Annotated in this window: 15 protein-coding genes, 1 tRNA gene and 1 pseudogene; 7 read left to right on the forward strand and 10 right to left on the reverse strand. The window is 73.9% G+C overall.

The genetic code is table 11. From position 1 onward, the window contains the following. Positions 1-276, forward strand: a complete 276-nt coding sequence (locus MW084_RS09850; protein ID WP_010472110.1) for a hypothetical protein — start codon at positions 1-3, stop codon at positions 274-276. 67 nt (positions 277-343) lie between these two features. Continuing rightward, the gene (gene glmS, locus MW084_RS09855) at positions 344-2,161 is read left to right on the forward strand and encodes a glutamine--fructose-6-phosphate transaminase (isomerizing) (RefSeq protein ID WP_010472111.1); all 1,818 of its coding nucleotides are present in this window, start codon (positions 344-346) and stop codon (positions 2,159-2,161) included. 67 nt (positions 2,162-2,228) lie between these two features. Here the strand turns inward: glmS and MW084_RS09860 are convergent, their stop codons facing one another. From MW084_RS09860 to MW084_RS09870, 3 genes are all read right to left on the reverse strand, one after another. After that, positions 2,229-2,936, reverse strand: a complete 708-nt coding sequence (locus tag MW084_RS09860) for a hypothetical protein (RefSeq protein WP_010470591.1) — start codon at positions 2,934-2,936, stop codon at positions 2,229-2,231. Between the two features lie 318 nt (positions 2,937-3,254). After that, complete coding sequence (locus MW084_RS09865) at positions 3,255-4,556, reverse strand: alpha/beta hydrolase family protein (RefSeq protein WP_010470592.1); 1,302 nt, start codon at positions 4,554-4,556, stop codon at positions 3,255-3,257. 405 nt (positions 4,557-4,961) lie between these two features. Next, positions 4,962-5,480, reverse strand: a complete 519-nt coding sequence (locus MW084_RS09870; protein ID WP_010470593.1) for a universal stress protein — start codon at positions 5,478-5,480, stop codon at positions 4,962-4,964. 894 nt (positions 5,481-6,374) lie between these two features. Here MW084_RS09870 and MW084_RS09875 point away from each other — a divergent pair. From MW084_RS09875 to MW084_RS09885, 4 genes and pseudogenes are all read left to right on the forward strand, one after another. Next, a partial coding sequence (locus tag MW084_RS09875) for a helix-turn-helix domain-containing protein (protein WP_275563548.1) occupies positions 6,375-7,418 on the forward strand: 1,044 nt, incomplete at its 3' end. A gap of 1 nt (position 7,419) precedes the next feature. Then, positions 7,420-7,562 (forward strand): annotated as a pseudogene (locus tag MW084_RS24555) (AraC family transcriptional regulator); the annotation flags it as partial. A gap of 85 nt (positions 7,563-7,647) precedes the next feature. Then, complete coding sequence (gene orn, locus MW084_RS09880) at positions 7,648-8,259, forward strand: oligoribonuclease (protein WP_010470595.1); 612 nt, start codon at positions 7,648-7,650, stop codon at positions 8,257-8,259. Between the two features lie 114 nt (positions 8,260-8,373). Then, positions 8,374-8,446 (forward strand) — tRNA-His (locus tag MW084_RS09885). A 369-nt stretch (positions 8,447-8,815) separates the two neighbouring features. Here the strand turns inward: MW084_RS09885 and MW084_RS09890 are convergent. From MW084_RS09890 to MW084_RS09915, 6 genes are all read right to left on the reverse strand, one after another. Further along, positions 8,816-9,772, reverse strand: coding sequence for a DUF2332 domain-containing protein (locus MW084_RS09890; RefSeq protein WP_010470597.1), 957 nt, complete (start codon positions 9,770-9,772; stop codon positions 8,816-8,818). Between the two features lie 612 nt (positions 9,773-10,384). Further along, the gene (locus tag MW084_RS09895) at positions 10,385-11,764 is read right to left on the reverse strand and encodes an MFS transporter (RefSeq protein ID WP_010470598.1); all 1,380 of its coding nucleotides are present in this window, start codon (positions 11,762-11,764) and stop codon (positions 10,385-10,387) included. Further along, entirely contained in the window at positions 11,761-12,849 is a 1,089-nt protein-coding gene (locus MW084_RS09900) for a hypothetical protein (RefSeq protein WP_275563549.1), read from the reverse strand. Before MW084_RS09900 ends, MW084_RS09895 begins: the two co-directional genes overlap by 4 nt. 130 nt (positions 12,850-12,979) lie before the next feature. Continuing rightward, on the reverse strand, positions 12,980-13,207 hold the full coding sequence (locus MW084_RS09905; protein ID WP_010470600.1) for a hypothetical protein: 228 nt from the start codon (positions 13,205-13,207) through the stop codon (positions 12,980-12,982). 110 nt (positions 13,208-13,317) lie between these two features. Further along, complete coding sequence (locus tag MW084_RS09910) at positions 13,318-14,181, reverse strand: spermidine synthase (protein ID WP_010470601.1); 864 nt, start codon at positions 14,179-14,181, stop codon at positions 13,318-13,320. A 52-nt stretch (positions 14,182-14,233) separates the two neighbouring features. Continuing rightward, positions 14,234-14,608 (reverse strand): hypothetical protein (locus tag MW084_RS09915; RefSeq protein ID WP_275563550.1); only part of this gene is annotated, 375 nt, incomplete at its 5' end. Positions 14,609-14,980: 372 nt separating this feature from the next. Here MW084_RS09915 and MW084_RS09920 point away from each other — a divergent pair. Then, positions 14,981-16,369: an NsdA family TPR-like regulatory protein gene (locus MW084_RS09920; protein ID WP_010470603.1), complete on the forward strand. Its 1,389-nt coding sequence runs from the start codon at positions 14,981-14,983 to the stop codon at positions 16,367-16,369. 38 nt (positions 16,370-16,407) lie between these two features. Here the strand turns inward: MW084_RS09920 and MW084_RS09925 are convergent, their stop codons facing one another. Beyond that, complete coding sequence (locus MW084_RS09925; protein ID WP_010470604.1) at positions 16,408-17,004, reverse strand: histidine phosphatase family protein; 597 nt, start codon at positions 17,002-17,004, stop codon at positions 16,408-16,410. Positions 17,005-17,047 lie beyond the last annotated feature (43 nt).

Raw genomic sequence — 17,047 nt, forward strand, 5'->3', positions numbered from 1 at the left:
GTGCTCGATCGTCGCCCGTCGCATGACGACCTCATCGACCACCTGGTGCGCAGCACCGCGCTCCAGCGTGGTGAGGCCGCCCGGGTGGTGCTCGACGTGCTGGCGTACTTCGACGAGACGACGGAGGAGTTCGTCCGCCGTCGCCATCGGGAACTGCAGGCGGCCGGCGCGGTGAACTCGGAGATCTTCGAGCGCATCGCGGCGGAGCTGCCGCACCGCGCCGTGGCACCGCCGGAACTCTCGCTCCGGCAGCTGCGCCGCATCGTCTACGGCTGACCGGCCGAACCGGTCCGGCCGGGAAACCACCGGGCACACACCCGAGACCAGGAGGGTCACCAACTCTATGTGCGGAATCGTCGGTTACATCGGCAAGCGTGACGTCGCCCCGCTGCTGCTGGAGGGCCTGCAGCGGCTTGAGTACCGCGGGTACGACTCCGCGGGCGTCGTGATCACCGGCCCGAAGTCCTCGGGCCTGAAGATGGTCAAGGCCAAGGGCCGCGTCCGGGACCTGGAGGCGCGCATCCCCAAGCGCTTCGCCGGGACCACCGGCATCGCCCACACCCGCTGGGCCACCCACGGCGCGCCGAGCGACCACAACGCACACCCGCACATGGACCCCGAGAACAAGGTCGCGGTCGTCCACAACGGCATCGTCGACAACGCCTCCGAGCTGCGCGCCAAGCTGGAGGCGGACGGCGTGGTCTTCGCGTCGGAGACCGACACCGAGGTCCTCACCCACCTGATCGCCCGCTCGCAGGCCACCACGCTGGAGGAGAAGGTCCGCGAGGCGCTGAAGGTCGTCGAGGGCACCTACGGCATCGCCGTGCTGCACGCCGACTTCAACGACCGCATCGTGGTCGCCCGCAACGGCTCCCCGGTCGTCCTCGGCATCGGCGAGAAGGAGATGTTCGTCGCCTCCGACGTCGCCGCCCTGGTCGCCCACACCCGCCAGGTCGTCACCCTCGACGACGGCGAGATGGCCACGCTGAAGGCCGACGACTTCCGCACGTACACCACGACCGGCACGCGGACCACCGCCACCCCGGAGACCGTGGAGTGGGAGGCCGCCTCGTACGACATGGGCGGCCACGACACGTACATGCACAAGGAGATCTCCGAGCAGCCCGACGCGGTGGACCGCGTGCTGCGCGGCCGGATCGACGACCGGTTCTCCACCGTGCACCTGGGCGGGCTGAACCTGGACGCCCGCGAGGCCCGCACGATCCGCCGCATCAAGATCCTCGGCTGCGGCACCTCGTACCACGCCGGCATGATCGGCGCGAGCCTCATCGAGGGCATGGCGCGCATCCCCGCCGACGCCGAGCCCGCCTCGGAGTTCCGCTACCGCAACCCGGTCGTCGACCCCGACACGCTGTACATCGCCGTCTCGCAGTCCGGCGAGACCTACGACGTGCTCGCCGCCGTCCAGGAGCTGAAGCGCAAGGGCGCCCGCGTCCTCGGCGTCGTCAACGTCGTCGGCTCGGCCATCGCCCGCGAGGCCGACGGCGGCGTGTACGTCCACGCCGGGCCGGAGGTCTGCGTGGTCTCCACCAAGTGCTTCACCAACACCGTGGTCGCCTTCGCGCTGCTCGCCCTGCACCTCGGCCGCATCCGCGACCTGTCCGTCACGGACGGCAGGCGGATCATCGAGGGCCTGCGCAGGCTGCCGGAGCAGATCAGCGAGATCCTCAAGCTGGAGGACGAGATCAAGGAGCTGGCCGCCGAGTACGCGGGCGCCCAGTCGATGATGTTCATCGGCCGGGTGCGCGGCTACCCGGTGGCCCTGGAGGCCTCCCTGAAGCTCAAGGAGATCTCGTACATCCACGCCGAGGCGTACCCGGCGTCCGAGCTGAAGCACGGCCCGCTCGCGCTGATCGAGCCGGCGCTGCCGACCGTCGCGATCGTCCCGGACGACGCCCTGCTGGAGAAGAACCGCGCCGCGCTGGAGGAGATCAAGGCCCGCAGCGGCCGCATCCTCGCCGTGGCCCACCAGGAGCAGGAGAAGGCCGACCACACGATCGTCGTGCCGAAGAACGAGGACGAGCTGGACCCGATCCTCATGGGCATCCCGCTCCAGCTGTTCGCGTACCACACGGCCCTGGCGATGGGCCGCGACATCGACAAGCCGCGCAACCTCGCCAAGTCCGTCACGGTCGAGTAGGCCCGGCCGCTCCTTTCCGGCCCGGGGNNCNGCCGCTCACCGCGAGCGGCCGGCCCCCGGCCGCGTCCTACAGGGCGCGCAGGAGGAACGAGGTCTTGGTGTAGCTCGCGCCGGAGCAGGCGTAGGAGTCCTGGGTGGCCGTGTAGGTGAATCCGGACGGCACGGAGCAGGCCCACATCCCGGTCACGGGCTTGTAGAGCAGGAACGAGGTCTTGGTGTAGTAGCTCGCACCGGAGCACGCGTGGGTGTTCTGCACCGCGGTGTGGGTGTACCCCGGCATGGTGGTGCAGGCCCACATGCCCTCGGCGGGCGGCTGGACGTAGAACTCGGTGGTCGTGAAGCTGGCACCGCCGGAACAGGTGTACGAGTTGCGGACCTCGGTGTACGTGTAGCCGGACGGCACGGTGCAGGCCCAGAACGCCGAGGCGGCGCCCTCGGCGACGGGCGCGGCGGCGGGCGCCTCCACGATGGTGGCCCCAGGGCGCGGGGCCGTGACGGTGGCGGCCACGGTGGCCCCGGGGCGCGGGGCCGTGACGGTGGCGGCCACGGTGGCCCCGGGAGCGGGCTCCACGGCCGCACTCGCGACGGTGGCCTCCGGTCCCGGCGCGGCCACGGTGGCCCCGGGGCCCGGTTCCGCGATCGTGGCCGCGACGGTGGCCTCCGGACCCGGGGCGGACGCGGGGTTCACGGCGGCGGCCGGGGCGACCGCGGCGACGGCGAGGACGGCGGTGGCCGCGGCGGCGAGCAGCGTGCGCGGCAGGGTCGTTCGCAGCATGGTGGGGCACTCCTCGTGGTGGTCACTCGGACAGGACCGACGGAGGGGAGCCGGCCGGGTCCCGGCCCGTGCCCCGCCCGCCGCAGAGCGCGCACGAAGACTGTCAGCGGCACCCGCCCCGGACAAGTGCNNACCCCCGGGCCGCCGCCTTTCGGTCGCCCACCGCACCCCGGCCGGCCTGCGGGCCGACCGGGGCACCCCGCCCCCGCCAGGGCGTTCGGCGGGGACGGAACGGCGGGGTCCGCACCCCCGGCCGGCCGCTCGACCCGATCGGCCGACCCGGCCGGCCGGTTCACCTACCCGGCCCGATCGGCCGGTTCAGTCGGCCGGGGCGTTGAAGTGCACCTCCGGGTCGGCCGCCGTGGGCCCGTCGAGCCGCGGCTGCGGCAGTCCGCGCAGGTGGAGGTCGAAGAACGCCGCCGTGTAGGTGCGGACCAGCTCCACCGCCCGCTCGGGCCGGATCGTCGGCGGGGTCGGCGAGGGGTTCGGGATGCCGAGCTGGTCGAAGAGGAGCGGCGCGTCGGAGAACGTCAGGTGGTCGGTGCCCGCCACGCTGATCCAGCGCTTCCAGCCGTCGAGGTTCCGCCAGGCCTCGTTCCAGGTGGGGTCCTCGCCGCCGGGCAGGTGCGCGTCCGTGTGGGTGCCGAGCATCAGGAACGGCCGCCCGCCGAGCCCGCCGGCCGGTACGGGATCGCCGAACGTGCCGTCCATGTTGACCCCGGCCCGCACCCGCGGGTCCTGCGCCATGACGGAGGCCGCCGCGGCGCCGCCGATGGAGTGGCCCGACACGCCGATCCGCTTGCGGTCGACGAGCCCGGCGTGCCGCCAGGCGGGGCGCGGCCCGGTCAGCCGGTCCAGCAGGAACGAGATGTCCTGGCCGCGCTGCACGGTGGCCTTCCGCATGTCCTCCATCGTCTCGGCCTTCTCGCAGGCCGCGCAGGTGAGCACCCGGCCGCCGGGGAAGGCCGTGCCGAACGACTCGTGGGCGTGGTCCACGAGGGCGACGACGTACCCGCGGCTGCCGAGGTCCTCGGCGAGGGTGGTCAGCGTGTACCGGGGCGCGCCGAAGCCGGGCGAGAGCACGACCAGCGGATGACGGCCGCGCTCCGGGCGGGCCCCGGGGACGCTGTGGGTGCGGGTGGCGGCCAGCTTGGCGGCGGTCGCGGGGTCGGTGACGCCGAAGGCCTCCAGCAGCGGGCCCACCTCGCGCGGGTGCGTGTACGGGGCGGCGGTGCCGGCGGCGGACCGGGCGGGGTAGTACAGGTCGACCATCAGCTCGCGGGGCCGCTCGGGCACCCACAGGTCGGCGCGCGACCGGTCCACGAGGTGGAGGGTGTCCCGGCCGACCGGGAAGGCCCCGGTGGGCCGGGGCAGCACCATCCCCCGGACGGACTGCCCGGCGGCCCGGTCGGCGGTGGTGGCGGTGGAGGGGGCCTGCGCGGCCGGCGGTGCGACGGTGGTGGACGAGGCGGATCCGATCACCGGCGCGGCGGCGGGGACCCGTACGTCGGCGGGGACGGCGGTGGCGGACGGGGTCTGTGCGACCGCGGGGGCGGCGGTGGCGAGGGCGATGACGAGGGCCGCTGCGGCGGCGGTGCGCAGGGTGCGTGGCGACTTCATGGGAAGGACGCTAGACCGGCGCCGGGGCCCCGTACGTCACCCTCCGGTCCGGAACCCGGTCCATCCGTGGGCCTACGCCCCCTACCCCTGGAGTCGGTTGACGAGCCGTCACCGTACGACCGGGGTGGTAGGTGCGGCGCGCCGGGCGGTTCCCGGGACGCCGCGACCGGGTACGGGCGCGGAGCCCGGCCGCCGGCCCCCGCCCGGCACGGCACCGCCCGGGGGTCACGGTGGCGGCCGTCCGGTGCGGAGGCGGGCCGGCGCCNCGCCNGGGGCCCTCCGTACCGCCGCCCCGCCCCGCGGGCTCGCCGCCCGATCGGCCCCGCTGCCGCAGCCGAACGCTTCACCAGCGCACGGAACGCCCTGCCCGATGGCTTGATTTATTCGTGAACTATTTAGGGTGCGCTACGGGATGACGACGACCGGGCGCTGCGCCCGGCGCGCGAGCCGGCCGGCGACGGAGCCGAAGACGCGCCCCGCGAGGCCCTGGGTGGAGCCGACCACGATGGCGTCGGCGGAGTACTCGCGGCCGACCTCCTCCAGCTCGTGACAGATGTCGCCGCCGCGCTCGACCAGGATCCAGGGCACCTCGGCCAGGTGGTCGGCGCAGGCCAGCTCCAGCCCCAGGAGTTCGGTGCGGTGGTCGGGCACGTCGACGAAGACCGGCGGCTCGCAGCCGGCCCACACGGTCGTGGGGAGCCGGTTGGCGACGTGCACGATGATCAGGCCGGACCCGGACCGGCGCGCCATGCCGACCGCGTACGCGAGCGCCCGCTCGCTGGAGGTCGAACCGTCGAAGCCGACGACGACGCCGTGCCGGAACGCCGGATCGCACGCGCGGGGCACGTCGGCCGCCAGGGGGTCCGCCGCGGAATCGGCGACCCGCCTGCGATCGGCTGGTTCGGGGAGTTCGTGACCGGCCATGGGTGTCTCGGCGAAGAGGATCTCGTAGGAAGGTTCGAGGGGCGTCCGACGGCAAAGCCGCGTCCGGGAAGCCCTCTTCCCGGCCCCACGCCCCCAGGGTACGGCGCCTGTCCTCCCGTGCCCAGAGCCGTCGCCCCGCGGGCTCCGGGGAGCATGCCCGAGCCGCCGCCCGGGCGCGACGCCGGCCGGCGGCCGCGACGCCTCCGGGGCCGCCCGGAGGACTCCCGCGGCGACCCGCGGAACGGCGCCNNGNNCCTTATACACNNNNCNCACGCTCCCGNNAGACNCCNCCCCCGAGACGCACCCGGCCGGGCGAGGCACCCCTCCGCGCCCTCCCCGAGCAGCGCCTCGCACCGGACCCGCCGCGCGGCCCGGCCCCCCTCCGCCGCGGGAGGCGTGCGGGGCCGGGCCGCGGGTAGGCGCCGTGGGNGCCGGCCGGCGCCCGGCGGGCGTCCGGCGGGGGCGCCGCGCGGGCCGCGTACGGCGGGTGGGGGTGTCGGTCGACTTACCGAACGGACTGATTCGCACACGCGGGCCCATATGTTTTCAGCCAACTTCGGCGAACCCGTCCATCCATGCCGGAATGGCCTGCGGCCCCCCTTGCCACCTGCGGGATAAGGGCCGCAGGGGTCTCGCGCACCCTACGCGGATGGGCCATGAGCGCGTAACGCCCTTCCCTGCGGGGTCCCGAGGTGCCACGCTTCGTGATCGAATGCTTCGCGCCAAGTTGCCTTGTCGACATAGCACCGGATGCGGAACTTGTCACTCCGGTGCTTCGGGACCCAGTAGATTCGATCATGACTATCGAAGAACGGGGTCTCGTGCAAAACCGAGGGGAAACGTGCAGGAGCGACAGGACCTAGGAGACGCGAACACCGAGGGGGGCTTAGCGTCATGAGCCAGGACTCCGCCGCACCGGAGACCGGACGCAGACTGTCCGGACGCCGCCGTCGCGAGGTCGTCGCCGTCATGCTGTTCAGTGGCGGCCCCATCTTCGAGAGTTCCATCCCACTTTCGGTGTTCGGGGTTGACCGCCAGGACGCCGGAGTTCCGCGCTACAGGCTGCTGGTCTGCGCGGGCGAGGAAGGGCCACTGCGCACGACCGGGGGACTCGAACTCTCCGCACCGTACGGCCTGGAGGCGATCAGCAGGGCCGGCACCGTCGTCGTACCGGCGTGGCGGTCGATCACCTCGCCGCCGCCGGCCGAGGCGCTCGACGCGCTGCGCCGCGCGCACGAGGAGGGCGCCAGGATCGTCGGCCTGTGCACCGGTGCCTTCGTGCTGGCCGCCGGCTTACTGGACGGACGGCCCGCCACCACGCACTGGATGTACGCGCCGACGCTCGCCAAGCGCTACCCGTCGGTCCACGTGGACCCGCGGGAGCTGTTCGTCGACGACGGCGACGTGCTGACGTCCGCGGGGACGGCGGCCGGCATCGACCTGTGCCTGCACATCGTGCGGACCGACCACGGCACGGAGGCGGCCGGCGCGCTCGCCCGGCGCCTCGTCGTGCCGCCGCGCCGCAGCGGCGGGCAGGAGCGGTACCTGGACCGGTCCCTCCCCGAGGAGATCGGCGCCGACCCGCTGGCCGAGGTGGTGGCGTGGGCGCTGGAGCACCTCCACGAGCAGTTCGACGTGGAGACGCTCGCCGCCCGGGCCTACATGAGCCGGCGGACCTTCGACCGGAGGTTCCGCTCGCTCACCGGCAGCGCGCCGCTCCAGTGGCTGATCACCCAGCGGGTGCTCCAGGCGCAGCGGCTGCTGGAGACCTCCGACTACTCGGTCGACGAGGTCGCCGGGCGCTGCGGCTTCCGCTCGCCCGTGGCGCTGCGCGGCCACTTCCGGCGCCAGCTGGGCTCGTCCCCGGCCGCGTACCGGGCCGCCTACCGGGCGCGCCGCCCGCAGGGCGACGGGGCGGCGCCGGCCGCCGAGCCGGCCNTGCCGTCGCAGAGCGGCGGCGGGCCCGGCCCCGCCCTGCGGCGCACCGCGGCGGGCGTGGGCGGCGGCGAGCCGGGCAGGCAGCACGTGGAGGCGCTGGCGTCCGGCCGGGCCTCGCTGCCGGGCCAGCGCAGCGCACCGTAGCCGCACGGCACGGCACGCCCCGAGGGGCCGCCGGTGGGGGACGCGAGGACGTCCCGCCGCCCGGCGGCCCCTTTAAGGTGGACGCATGAACGACCGCATGGTGTGGATCGACTGCGAGATGACCGGGCTCTCGCTGGCGGACGACGCACTCATCGAGGTGGCCGCGCTGGTCACCGACTCGGAACTGAACGTGCTCGGCGAGGGCGTGGACATCGTCGTCCGCCCGCCGGACGGGGCGCTGGAGACGATGCCGGACGTGGTGCGCGAGATGCACACCGCTTCCGGGCTCCTCGACGAGCTCGCGGGCGGCACCACCCTCGCGGACGCGGAGGCGCGGGTCATGGCGTACATCCGCGAGCACGTCAAGGAGCCCGGCAGGGCGCCGCTGTGCGGCAACTCCGTCGGCACCGACCGCGGCTTCCTCGCGCGGGACATGCCCACGCTGGAGAAGTACCTCCACTACCGGATCGTCGACGTCTCCTCCGTCAAGGAGCTGGCGCGCCGCTGGTACCCGAGGGCGTACTACAACAGCCCGGAGAAGAACGGCAGCCACCGGGCGCTCTCCGACATCCGCGAGTCCATCGCGGAGCTGCGGTACTACCGCGAGGCGATCTTCGTCCCGCAGCCCGGCCCCGACTCGGACACGGCGAAGGCCATCGCGGCCCGCCACGTCCTGCCCGCCGAGCCCGCCGGATAGGCGGCGCCGGACGGCGCCGGGCCCCGGCGGACGGCCCCCGCGGAAACGGGTGCGCGAGCACCCTCCCGGACCCTGTACACTTTTTCTCGGCCGGTCGGAGAGCGACCGGTCGCGGTGGGTGTAGCTCAGCTGGTAGAGCACCTGGTTGTGGTCCAGGATGCCGCGGGTTCGAGTCCCGTCACTCACCCTGATAGATCAGCCCCTGACCTGCGGAAACAGGCCAGGGGCTGATCTCGTATGCGTTCGTGGCCACACCGTGGCCACGCATGTCGAGCCAGCGGCCATATCGTCCTGCCGCGGCGAGCATCAGGAAGCGCCGAAAGAAGGGCGGGGCGGTGACCTACCGGGCCCGCCGGCTCGAAGGCGGACGCGGCGCCTCGTGGCTCTGGCCGGCTCTTTCTCGTTCCCCGACGCCAGGGGGCGAGGAANNNGGGGNGGCGNTCCGGGCGGGCNCCCCCGCCCCGCTCGCCGGCTCCGGGCAGGGCGGGGAACACTCCTCGCCCGGGAACGGGAAGGGCTCCGCCGGCCCTCCCCCCGGCCCCGGCGTGACGGGGCCTCAGCCGAACCACTCCAGCCACTGGCCGTGCGGGCCGCCGAAGGCCACCGGCCGCTCGTCCAGGGCCAGGGCGAACACCGCGCGGTCCGCGGACACGGCGCGGGGGAGCCTCGCCTCCACGGACGGCAGGAGGCCGGGCGACTCGTTCGAAACCCAGTGCCCGGGCAGGCTCCGCACCGTGTCGGCGAAGGCGTCCCGCTCCCCGGCGGACAGGTAGGGCAGCACCGCGCTGTGGAAGACCACCGGCGTGGCGTCCCGGGGGGCCCGCCCGACCAGCTCCCGCACCTTCTCGTTGAGGTCGCCGCGCACCAGGTGTGGGGGCTCGGCCCGTACGACGCGGACGGCGGCGCGCAGCCGGTCGAGCCGGTGGGTCTGCTCCGGCCAGATCAGGCACTCCAGCCAGCGGACCTGCTCGGCGTCGCGGACGTCGAGCGGGTTCAGGTCGACGCCGGCCCGCCAGACGACGGAGGGCGGGCGTTCGGGCAGCGGCATGGGCCCGCTCGTGCGGCAGGGCAGGCAGACGGGGCTGTCGTCCGGGCCGAGCGGAGGGCGCCCGTCGTACCGGTAGCGGTACCGGTCCGGATACAGGCACAGACCGGCCGAGGCGCCCACCTCGATCAGGGCGAGGGGCTGGGGCAGGGACGCCAGGAGCGGGAGCAGGGCGGCGCACCGGCCGGCTTCGTTCGTCTGCGTACGGTGCCGCAGCACGGTCGCGCGCACGCGGTCCCAGTGGGCCAGGAGCCACGCTCGAAAGGCCGGGTAGTCCCCGACGGGGCCGCCCAGGAACCGCACGGACGCCAGCAGCAGGTTCGGCTGCCGCTTGGCCTCGGGCAGTTCCTCGATCATGGCGATCAGCTCCGGGTCGCCGGCGATCCGCTCCGCCGTCTCCTCGTAGATCGCGGAGTGCCCGCGGACCTCCCTCACCACGAAGCGCCTGTACCGTTCTGCGACGTCCACGGTCCGCCCTCCCTCGGACCGATCCTGGCAGGCGCGGGCCCCCGCGGGGAGGGGCCGGCCCCACAATGTCCCGAATCCGCGGTCCGCCGGGGGGCGTTCGCCCCGGCACCGTCCACCGCGCCCGGAACCGTTCGTCGTCGGACGACGGCCCGGGGGAACAGGTGCCGCCGGAACGGCTTGATCCGGAAACGGCGTGGGGGACCCACGAAGGCGAGCCACCCACCCGGCCCTCGGAGCGCCGACTTCCCCTCGGCAGCCCGTCCGCGAACTCTCGCGCAGGCCCTCGAGGCTTCCCGCCGAGGTGGGAGAAGGAATTCTCGTGGAACTCGTGAGGCTGTCCCGCGCACCCACGCGCGGACCCAGGTCTTGCCGACGGCACGGGGAGCACCAGGGGCGCGGCCCGCTCACCGATCCGCTCCGGTGCAACCATCGCCTCGCACCGGCGGGTGTCTCGCTGTCTTCGTTCTTCCGGGAGACCTCGACCGGGGTGCCCTCGGGCGCGACCACCTGTCCGACAGCGGACAGCCCTTCCAGGAGGAGGGCGACATCGGACGGTTTCCTCGACTGTCCGACCCGTGACCCATGCTCACGCCTCTTCCCTTCGGTCGGTCGTCAGATCCGGCTGTTCGGGGGGAGCGGGTTCGGCTGGACGGGCGGGTGGAGCGGCGTTGCTTCGAGGGAATGCTGGTGCTCCTTCGCAAAGCCGGACCAGAACACGGAGGTGAGCAGCAGGAGAGCGCCGATGACGGCGTACACGGCGGTTCCGCCGAATCGGTCGAACAGGAAGCCGGCCGCCAGGATCGCCGCGGCGCTGACGATGCGGACGACCGCGTCGAGGAGACCGTGCCAGGTGCCCAAGATCGCCGAGGGGGCCCGTAGTTGGACCACGAGGCCGGCCGACCTGAGGTAGACGGTGAACCCGAGGCCGAACAGGATCAGCCCGATCCCGAGAATCCACTGGTTGCCGCCGAGGAACGCGGCGGTGAGTGCTCCCGCGCCGGCGAGGGCAGGGGCCCAGCGCAAGCTGCCGGCGATGCCCTCGGGCCCGGCCTTGGCCACGACGAGGCCGCCGACGATCGCGCCGAAGGTGGAGAAGGCGAGGAAGGTACCGGCCCGCGCGGCGGACATGTCGAGCGTCTCGCGCATGAGTGGGAGCAAGGAGAGGATCACCGTGGAGAGTGCGAGGACGGTCACACCGTTCAGCACGGTGAACCATCGCCACGCTGGGCTGGCCATGATCGTCCTGGCCACGGCGCGCCGGTTCGGAAGGGGGACCGAGGGTCGGTCCGGCTCGGCAGAGGCCCTGGAGTCGCCGGGTTCCTCACCGCCGGACCCACTGAGTGCGTCCTGCTGAACGGGCCTCGGCCGCTTGGCCACGACGGTGACGAGGACGGCGAAGACGGCCAGCGCGAGAATATGCAGGCCCGCGGCGACGAGCAGGGCTCTCGAACCGGGGTACAGCACGATCACGAGGCCGGCCACGACAGGTGAGAGGAGTTCGGCGGCCGAGCGGACGGTTCCAGCGACACCTTGTACCCGCACAAGGGTCGTGGGGTCGAGGATGCGCGGCAGGAGCACGAACAGGGCCATCTCCCCGACGTGGTGAACCAGGTCCACCACGGCTGCCGCGGCGACGATCGCCCACAGGTGGGACGAGAGGAACGTCGATCCCAGGCCGATGAGGACGAAGACGCCGATCTTGAGCAGGTAGGAGACGACCAGGACCGTTCTGGGGTTTCCCCGGTCCAGGAGAGGGCCGGCCGCAATGGACGCGACCACCTCCACTCCGTAGCCCACGCAGTACACGAGGCCGACCGTGCTCACGAGACCCGACAGGTCGAGTGCGAGGTTGGCGAAGGCGATGTCGTAGATGCCCTCGCTCATCGCGCGCGCGATGACCAGGGCGGTGAAGACTGTGAGCAGCAGGGCCAACCATCGAGGCGCCGCGGGAGGTGAGGTGCGGCCGTTCATCGTCTCCGGCTTCGTCGTCACTGGTAGGCCAACTCCCTGACGACATCGTGCGAGAGAACGGCGCCAGGAGCGTCGAACGTGGGGAGCTCGTGGCCCGCCGGGACGGGAACGAACAGCTCTGGCAACCGCCCGGTCGCATCATGGACCTCGTACTCGACCCGGTAGTGGAGCACCCCGTTGCCACGAGCCCGCATCAGCACACCCGGCTCGATGGTCACCACTGCCCGTGGATCGGCTGGGAATGGCAGGATCTGGCCGGCTCCGAAGGTCGGGGAGTCCGCTCGTCTGTCGATGAGTTCCAGCTCGACGTCAGGATTGTCGTACAGCAGGGGGGACAACTTCAGCGTGAGGTGGGGATGGGCGCTGTAGTGCCGCGGCCAGTCTGTGGGAAGTGCGTACGTCATGGTGTCGGCGAGGCCGTTGTCGACGTTGGAGCCGATGCCGTACGAGTCGTCGCGGATGGCCTGGTACGAGCCGACGGCCGTGGATACCGTCGCGAGCCGGGACCGGGGCAGATCGGGCTGCTGGTGCGCGAGGTCCCGGTCGATGAAGTAGCGGTGCAGTTCACCGTCGATCTCGGTGGTGGCGACGACGCCTTGTTCCGTCGCACCGCCGAGCCAGCTGCGGGACACCGCCTTGGAGACCAGGAACTGTGCGGGTGTGGGCAGTTCGACCGTATTGGCGATGACCCGGGGCCGTGACTCCTTCATGACGTCGACGGAGTAGGTGGCGTTGTCGTCCAAGGGCGTCCACGCTGTGGAGGGATCGCGCGGGGCGTGGAGGGAGTAGTCGTTGCGCGTGGTCACGTCGCCGAGGTTCTCGAACCAGTGCGCGTAGCCAGGAGGAATGCCCAGCACGCAGGACCCGTCGGCCGGCACGGCGACGACGAGCTTGCGGTCGTACTCCGGAGAGTCCGCCCGGCAGTCGTACATGTGCACGGTGACGGGTTCCGCGCCCGTCTGCCCGTAGAAGGAGAGCCGGTCGTACTGGCCGAGGTGAACGGCGTATTCCTGGTAGGCGAAGTGCGGGCTGTGGATCATGTAGTGGTAGGGCCGGTCGTTTCGGGAGGACCGGATGCGCCGCGCTCCCGGGAGGCCTGAGGCCATGCCCGTCGTACGGGTTCTCGTCATGATCAGGTTCGGCTTGGGGAGAGCGGTCATGCCGGGTCTTCCTTTCTGGACGCTTGGGGGCGGGTGCACCGGCGAACCGGCGCACCCGCCCCTCACACGGCGCGTGTCAGAGGGTGGTGACGACGACGCCCTCGGGCAGCACGGCCTTGAACTCGTCGATGTTGTCGAAGGTGCGCGAGGTGATCTGCTCCTCCGTGTCGGCGTCGATCATCGCCATGGCAATCTTGCCGAGAATGCTGCGGAAGTACTCCGGCGTCTCGAAGTAGGGCTCCAGCGCGGAGCTGAGGCTTTCCAGCGCGGCACGGCCGGCGGGGTCCGTGACGTCTCCGGCCATGGCGGCGAGGGTGGCTATAGCTCCACCCTGACCACAGGGCCGGTGGCTCAGGGAGGAGGAGCGGTCACCGAACCGGATCCACTCCAGCCGGACTTCCGTAGGTGTTCTGGTCAGCGGAAGGCGGCGGGCGGCGGCTTCGGGGACGCCTTCGCGGAGGCGTCCGTCACGGGGGCGGCGCCTCCCGTGAAGTCGGCCAGCGCCCGCCCGTGCTCGACCCGGCCCGGGTGCGGGTCGCCCGCCACCCGGCGGGTGAACTCCGCGACGGGCAGCGGTGCGGCGGAGGCCAGCAGGACGGCGTTGCCGAAGCGGCGTCCGCGCAGCACGGCCGGGTCGGCGGCGAGCGCCAGTTCGGGGAAGAGGGCGGCGGCGGTGGCGATCTGGCCGCGCAGGTGGGCCAGCGGCGGCCCGTCGGCGAGGTTCGCGGCGTACTGCCCGCCGGGCCCCAGGACGCGGCGCACCTCGGTGAGGAACTCGGTGCTGGTGAGGTGCGCGGGGGTGCGGGCACCGCTGAACACGTCCGCGATCACCAGGTCCGCCCAGCCGTCCGGCAGCCGGGCGAGTCCGGCCCGGGCGTCGCCGTCGCGCACCCGGATCCGGGCGGCGGGGTCGAGCGGCAGCATCCGCCGCACGAACCGCACGAGCGGCGCGTCGACCTCCACGACCTGCTGGGTGGAGCGGGGCCGGGTCGCGGCGACGTACCGGGCGAGGGTGAACGCCCCGCCGCCGAGGTGCACGACCCGCAGGGGGCGTCCGGGCGGCGCGGCGAGGTCGACGGCGTGGCCGAGGCGGCGCTGGTACGCGAAGTCGAGGTGCGCCGGGTCGTCGAGGTCGACGTGGGACTGCGGGGCCCCGTCGACGAGCAGCGTCCACGCCCGCGGCCGCTCCCGGTCGGGCACCAGCTCGGCGAGGCCGCCGTCGACGGCCTCCGCGGTCGTCTCCGCCGCCCGCCCGCCCCGCTGTCTGCTCCTCGCCATCCTCCCATTGTCGGTGGTGCGCGGCGCGGTCGCGGAGCGGGTCCCGGCGCGGTCAGCCGCAGTCGTCGGCGGCCCTGAGGAGGCGGGCCGCCTCGCCGAGGGCCTCGCGCAGCAGCTCCGGATCGGTGACCGGGTCCGCGTCGGCCGGCGGGAGGAGCCAGCCGCCGCCGGGCACCGGTGGTTCCGGCGCCGCGTCCCGGGGGGCGTCCGGGTCGGCGGGCAGGCGCAGGCCGCGCCCGTCCGTGCGGGTGCAGGCGCTGCCCGGCACGTCCCAGTCGGCGGCCGTGCCCGGCGGGACGAGGAAGCCGAGGGTGCCGCCGGCGCCGTCGTGGAGGACCGGGCCGACCGCCGGGGCTCCGCGGCGCAGGATGTCGACGGCCTCCAGGCCCTGCCGGGCGGGGACCGTCACCAGGTCGCACTCCTGGTGNGCGGAGTCCCCCCCGGCCCCGGCGGCGNCCCCGGNCCCCGCCNNNGGGCCNGCGCCCGCGTCCCGGGCGGGCGCGGGCCGCGGGGTGGTCCTCGGCAGGCCTTCGTCGCGCGGTCCGGTCTCCGTGACGGCCTCGGACAAGGGATCCCCTCCTCGCTCGGTTCCGGATGGGGACGCGGCGCGTCCCTCCGCGAGGTCCAACGGCGGGAGGCGTCAACGGCTACGGCGATATCCCGCCGCAAAGGATGGCAGTTCATGGCGGATGCCGGGTGAGATATCCCGTTTGTAACCAAACCGTGTGTGAGTGTTCCGTCGCGGCGAGTACGTTCGTGCTCCGTCGGCGCACCGGCAGCACGTAGGAGAGGGCTCACCATGGCCTCGTCGCGGGCAGTTCCGAATCTCGCCTTCCGCCGCCTGCGGGGGCGGCGCTCCCCCGCGGAGTTCGCCGCCGCGGTGCGCCGGGCCGCCCGGGAGATCGGGGAGCAGGTGGCGTGCGACGCCCGCTACGTGGGCCGGGTCGAGTCGGGGGAGATCCGCTGCCCCAACTACGCCTACGAGCGGGTCTTCCTGCACATGTTCCCCGGCCTGTCCCTGACCGACCTGGGGTTCCTCGCGCGGGAGCACGTACGGGGCCGGGCGGCGCGCACGGCGGCCGGTGCGCCGGCGCCCCCCACACCCTTCCCGAACGATGAGGAGGGCGACGTGCTGCGTCGCGCATTCATGACGGGCGGCACCGCCACCGTGGCGACCGCCTCCCTCGGCCGCGGACCCGCGGCCCGCGCCGCGGAGCGGTGCGGCGGCCGGGACCCGCTCGGAGCGATCCCGGCGCCCCGCTCCGGCGGCCGGTTCGGCGAGCCGGAGGTGGCCGCGGTCGAGGAGGCCGTGCGGCACATCCGGCTGCTCGACGACCGCCACGGCGCCGACGACCTGTACACGCGGGCGCTGGTCCCGCTGCGCTCGGCGTACGCGCTGCTCGACACGGGGAGGGCGGTCCGCCGGGCGGCGGCGGACCGGCTCCACTCGGGCGCCGGTGAACTGGCCCTGTCGGTGGGCTGGCTGGCCCACGACTCCGGCCGGCCGGAGGACGCCCGCTCGCACTACGCGGAGGCGCTGGCCACCGCGCGCGTGGCGGGCGATCCGGGGCTGGAGGCGCACGCGTTCTCCAACACGTCCTTCCTGGCCTGGGACGACGGCCGGTTCCGGGAGGCGGTGCGGGCCGCGCAGGCCGGGCAGCACGCGGCCGGGCACCTGCCGTCGGCGCGGTTGTCGGCGCTGCTGGCCCTGCGGGAGGCGGGCGGCTGGGCGGGGCTCGGCGACCGCGCGGCGTGCGAGGACGCGCTGGGGCGGGCGCACACCCGGTTCGGGCGGGGACCCTCGGACGCGGACCCCGAGTGGATGTCGTTCTTCGGGGAGCCGGAACTGGAGTTCCTGGAGGCCCAGTGCTGGTCGCTGCTGGGCGAGCCGGCCCGCGCGGTGCGCCACGCCCGCCGCGCGGCGGCGCTCGACGACCCGCACTTCGCCCGGAACCTCGCCCTGTACCGGGCCCGGCTCGCCGCCGACCTCGCCCGGAGCGGGGAGCCGGAGGAGGCGGCGGCGGCCGGCGGGCGGGTGCTGGAGCTGCTCGGCGACGTCCGGTCGACCCGCATCGAGTCGGTACTGGCCGGGACGGCCCGCCTCCTCCACCCCCACCGGGCCGTTCCGCGGGTCGCCGCGTTCCTCGCGCGCCGCCGCCCCCTGACGCGCGGTCGGAAGCGGGCGTAGGCGGCGCCGACCGGACCGGCCCCGCGGGGAGGGGCGGTTCAGGGCTCCAGGTGGCCGGTGTCGTTCCAGCGGGAGAGCGCGGGCACGCCGTGCGCCCAGCCCAGCACCGACAGACTCGCCGGGTCGAGGTGGACGCGGGCGCCGAACGCGACGTCCTCGCCCAGCCAGCGCGCGGCGACCGCGCGCAGGAAGTGGCCGTGGGCGAACAGCAGCGCGTCGCGGTCGGCGGAACGGGCCCACTCCACCACCTCGTCGGCGCGGGCCGACACCTGCGCCGGGGTCTCGCCCTCCGGGACGCCGTCGTTCCAGACCAGCCAACCGGGCCGGGAAGCGCGGATCTCGGCGGAGGTCAGGCCCTCGTACGCGCCGTAGTCCCACTCCACGAGGACGTCCCACTCCTCGGCCCGGTCGCCGAAGCCGGCCAGGTCGCAGGTCTCGCGCGCCCGCACCAGCGGGCTCGTGCGGACCTCGCACCCCTCCAGGCCCGCCCAGGGGCCGCGGCGCAGCCGCTCCCCCAGCAGTTCGGCGCCCCGCCGGCCCTCCGCGAGGAGGGGGACGTCCGTGCGGCCGGTGTGCCTGCCGAGCAGCGACCACTCGGTCTGGCCGTGTCGGGCGAGCAGGATGCGCGGTGCCATGGGGCTCACTCCTNNGGGGACTTGGGGCGGGCGANCTGAAGCT

It is taken from the genome of Streptomyces sudanensis (assembly GCF_023614315.1).
Classification (GTDB): Bacteria; Actinomycetota; Actinomycetes; order Streptomycetales; family Streptomycetaceae; genus Streptomyces; species Streptomyces sudanensis.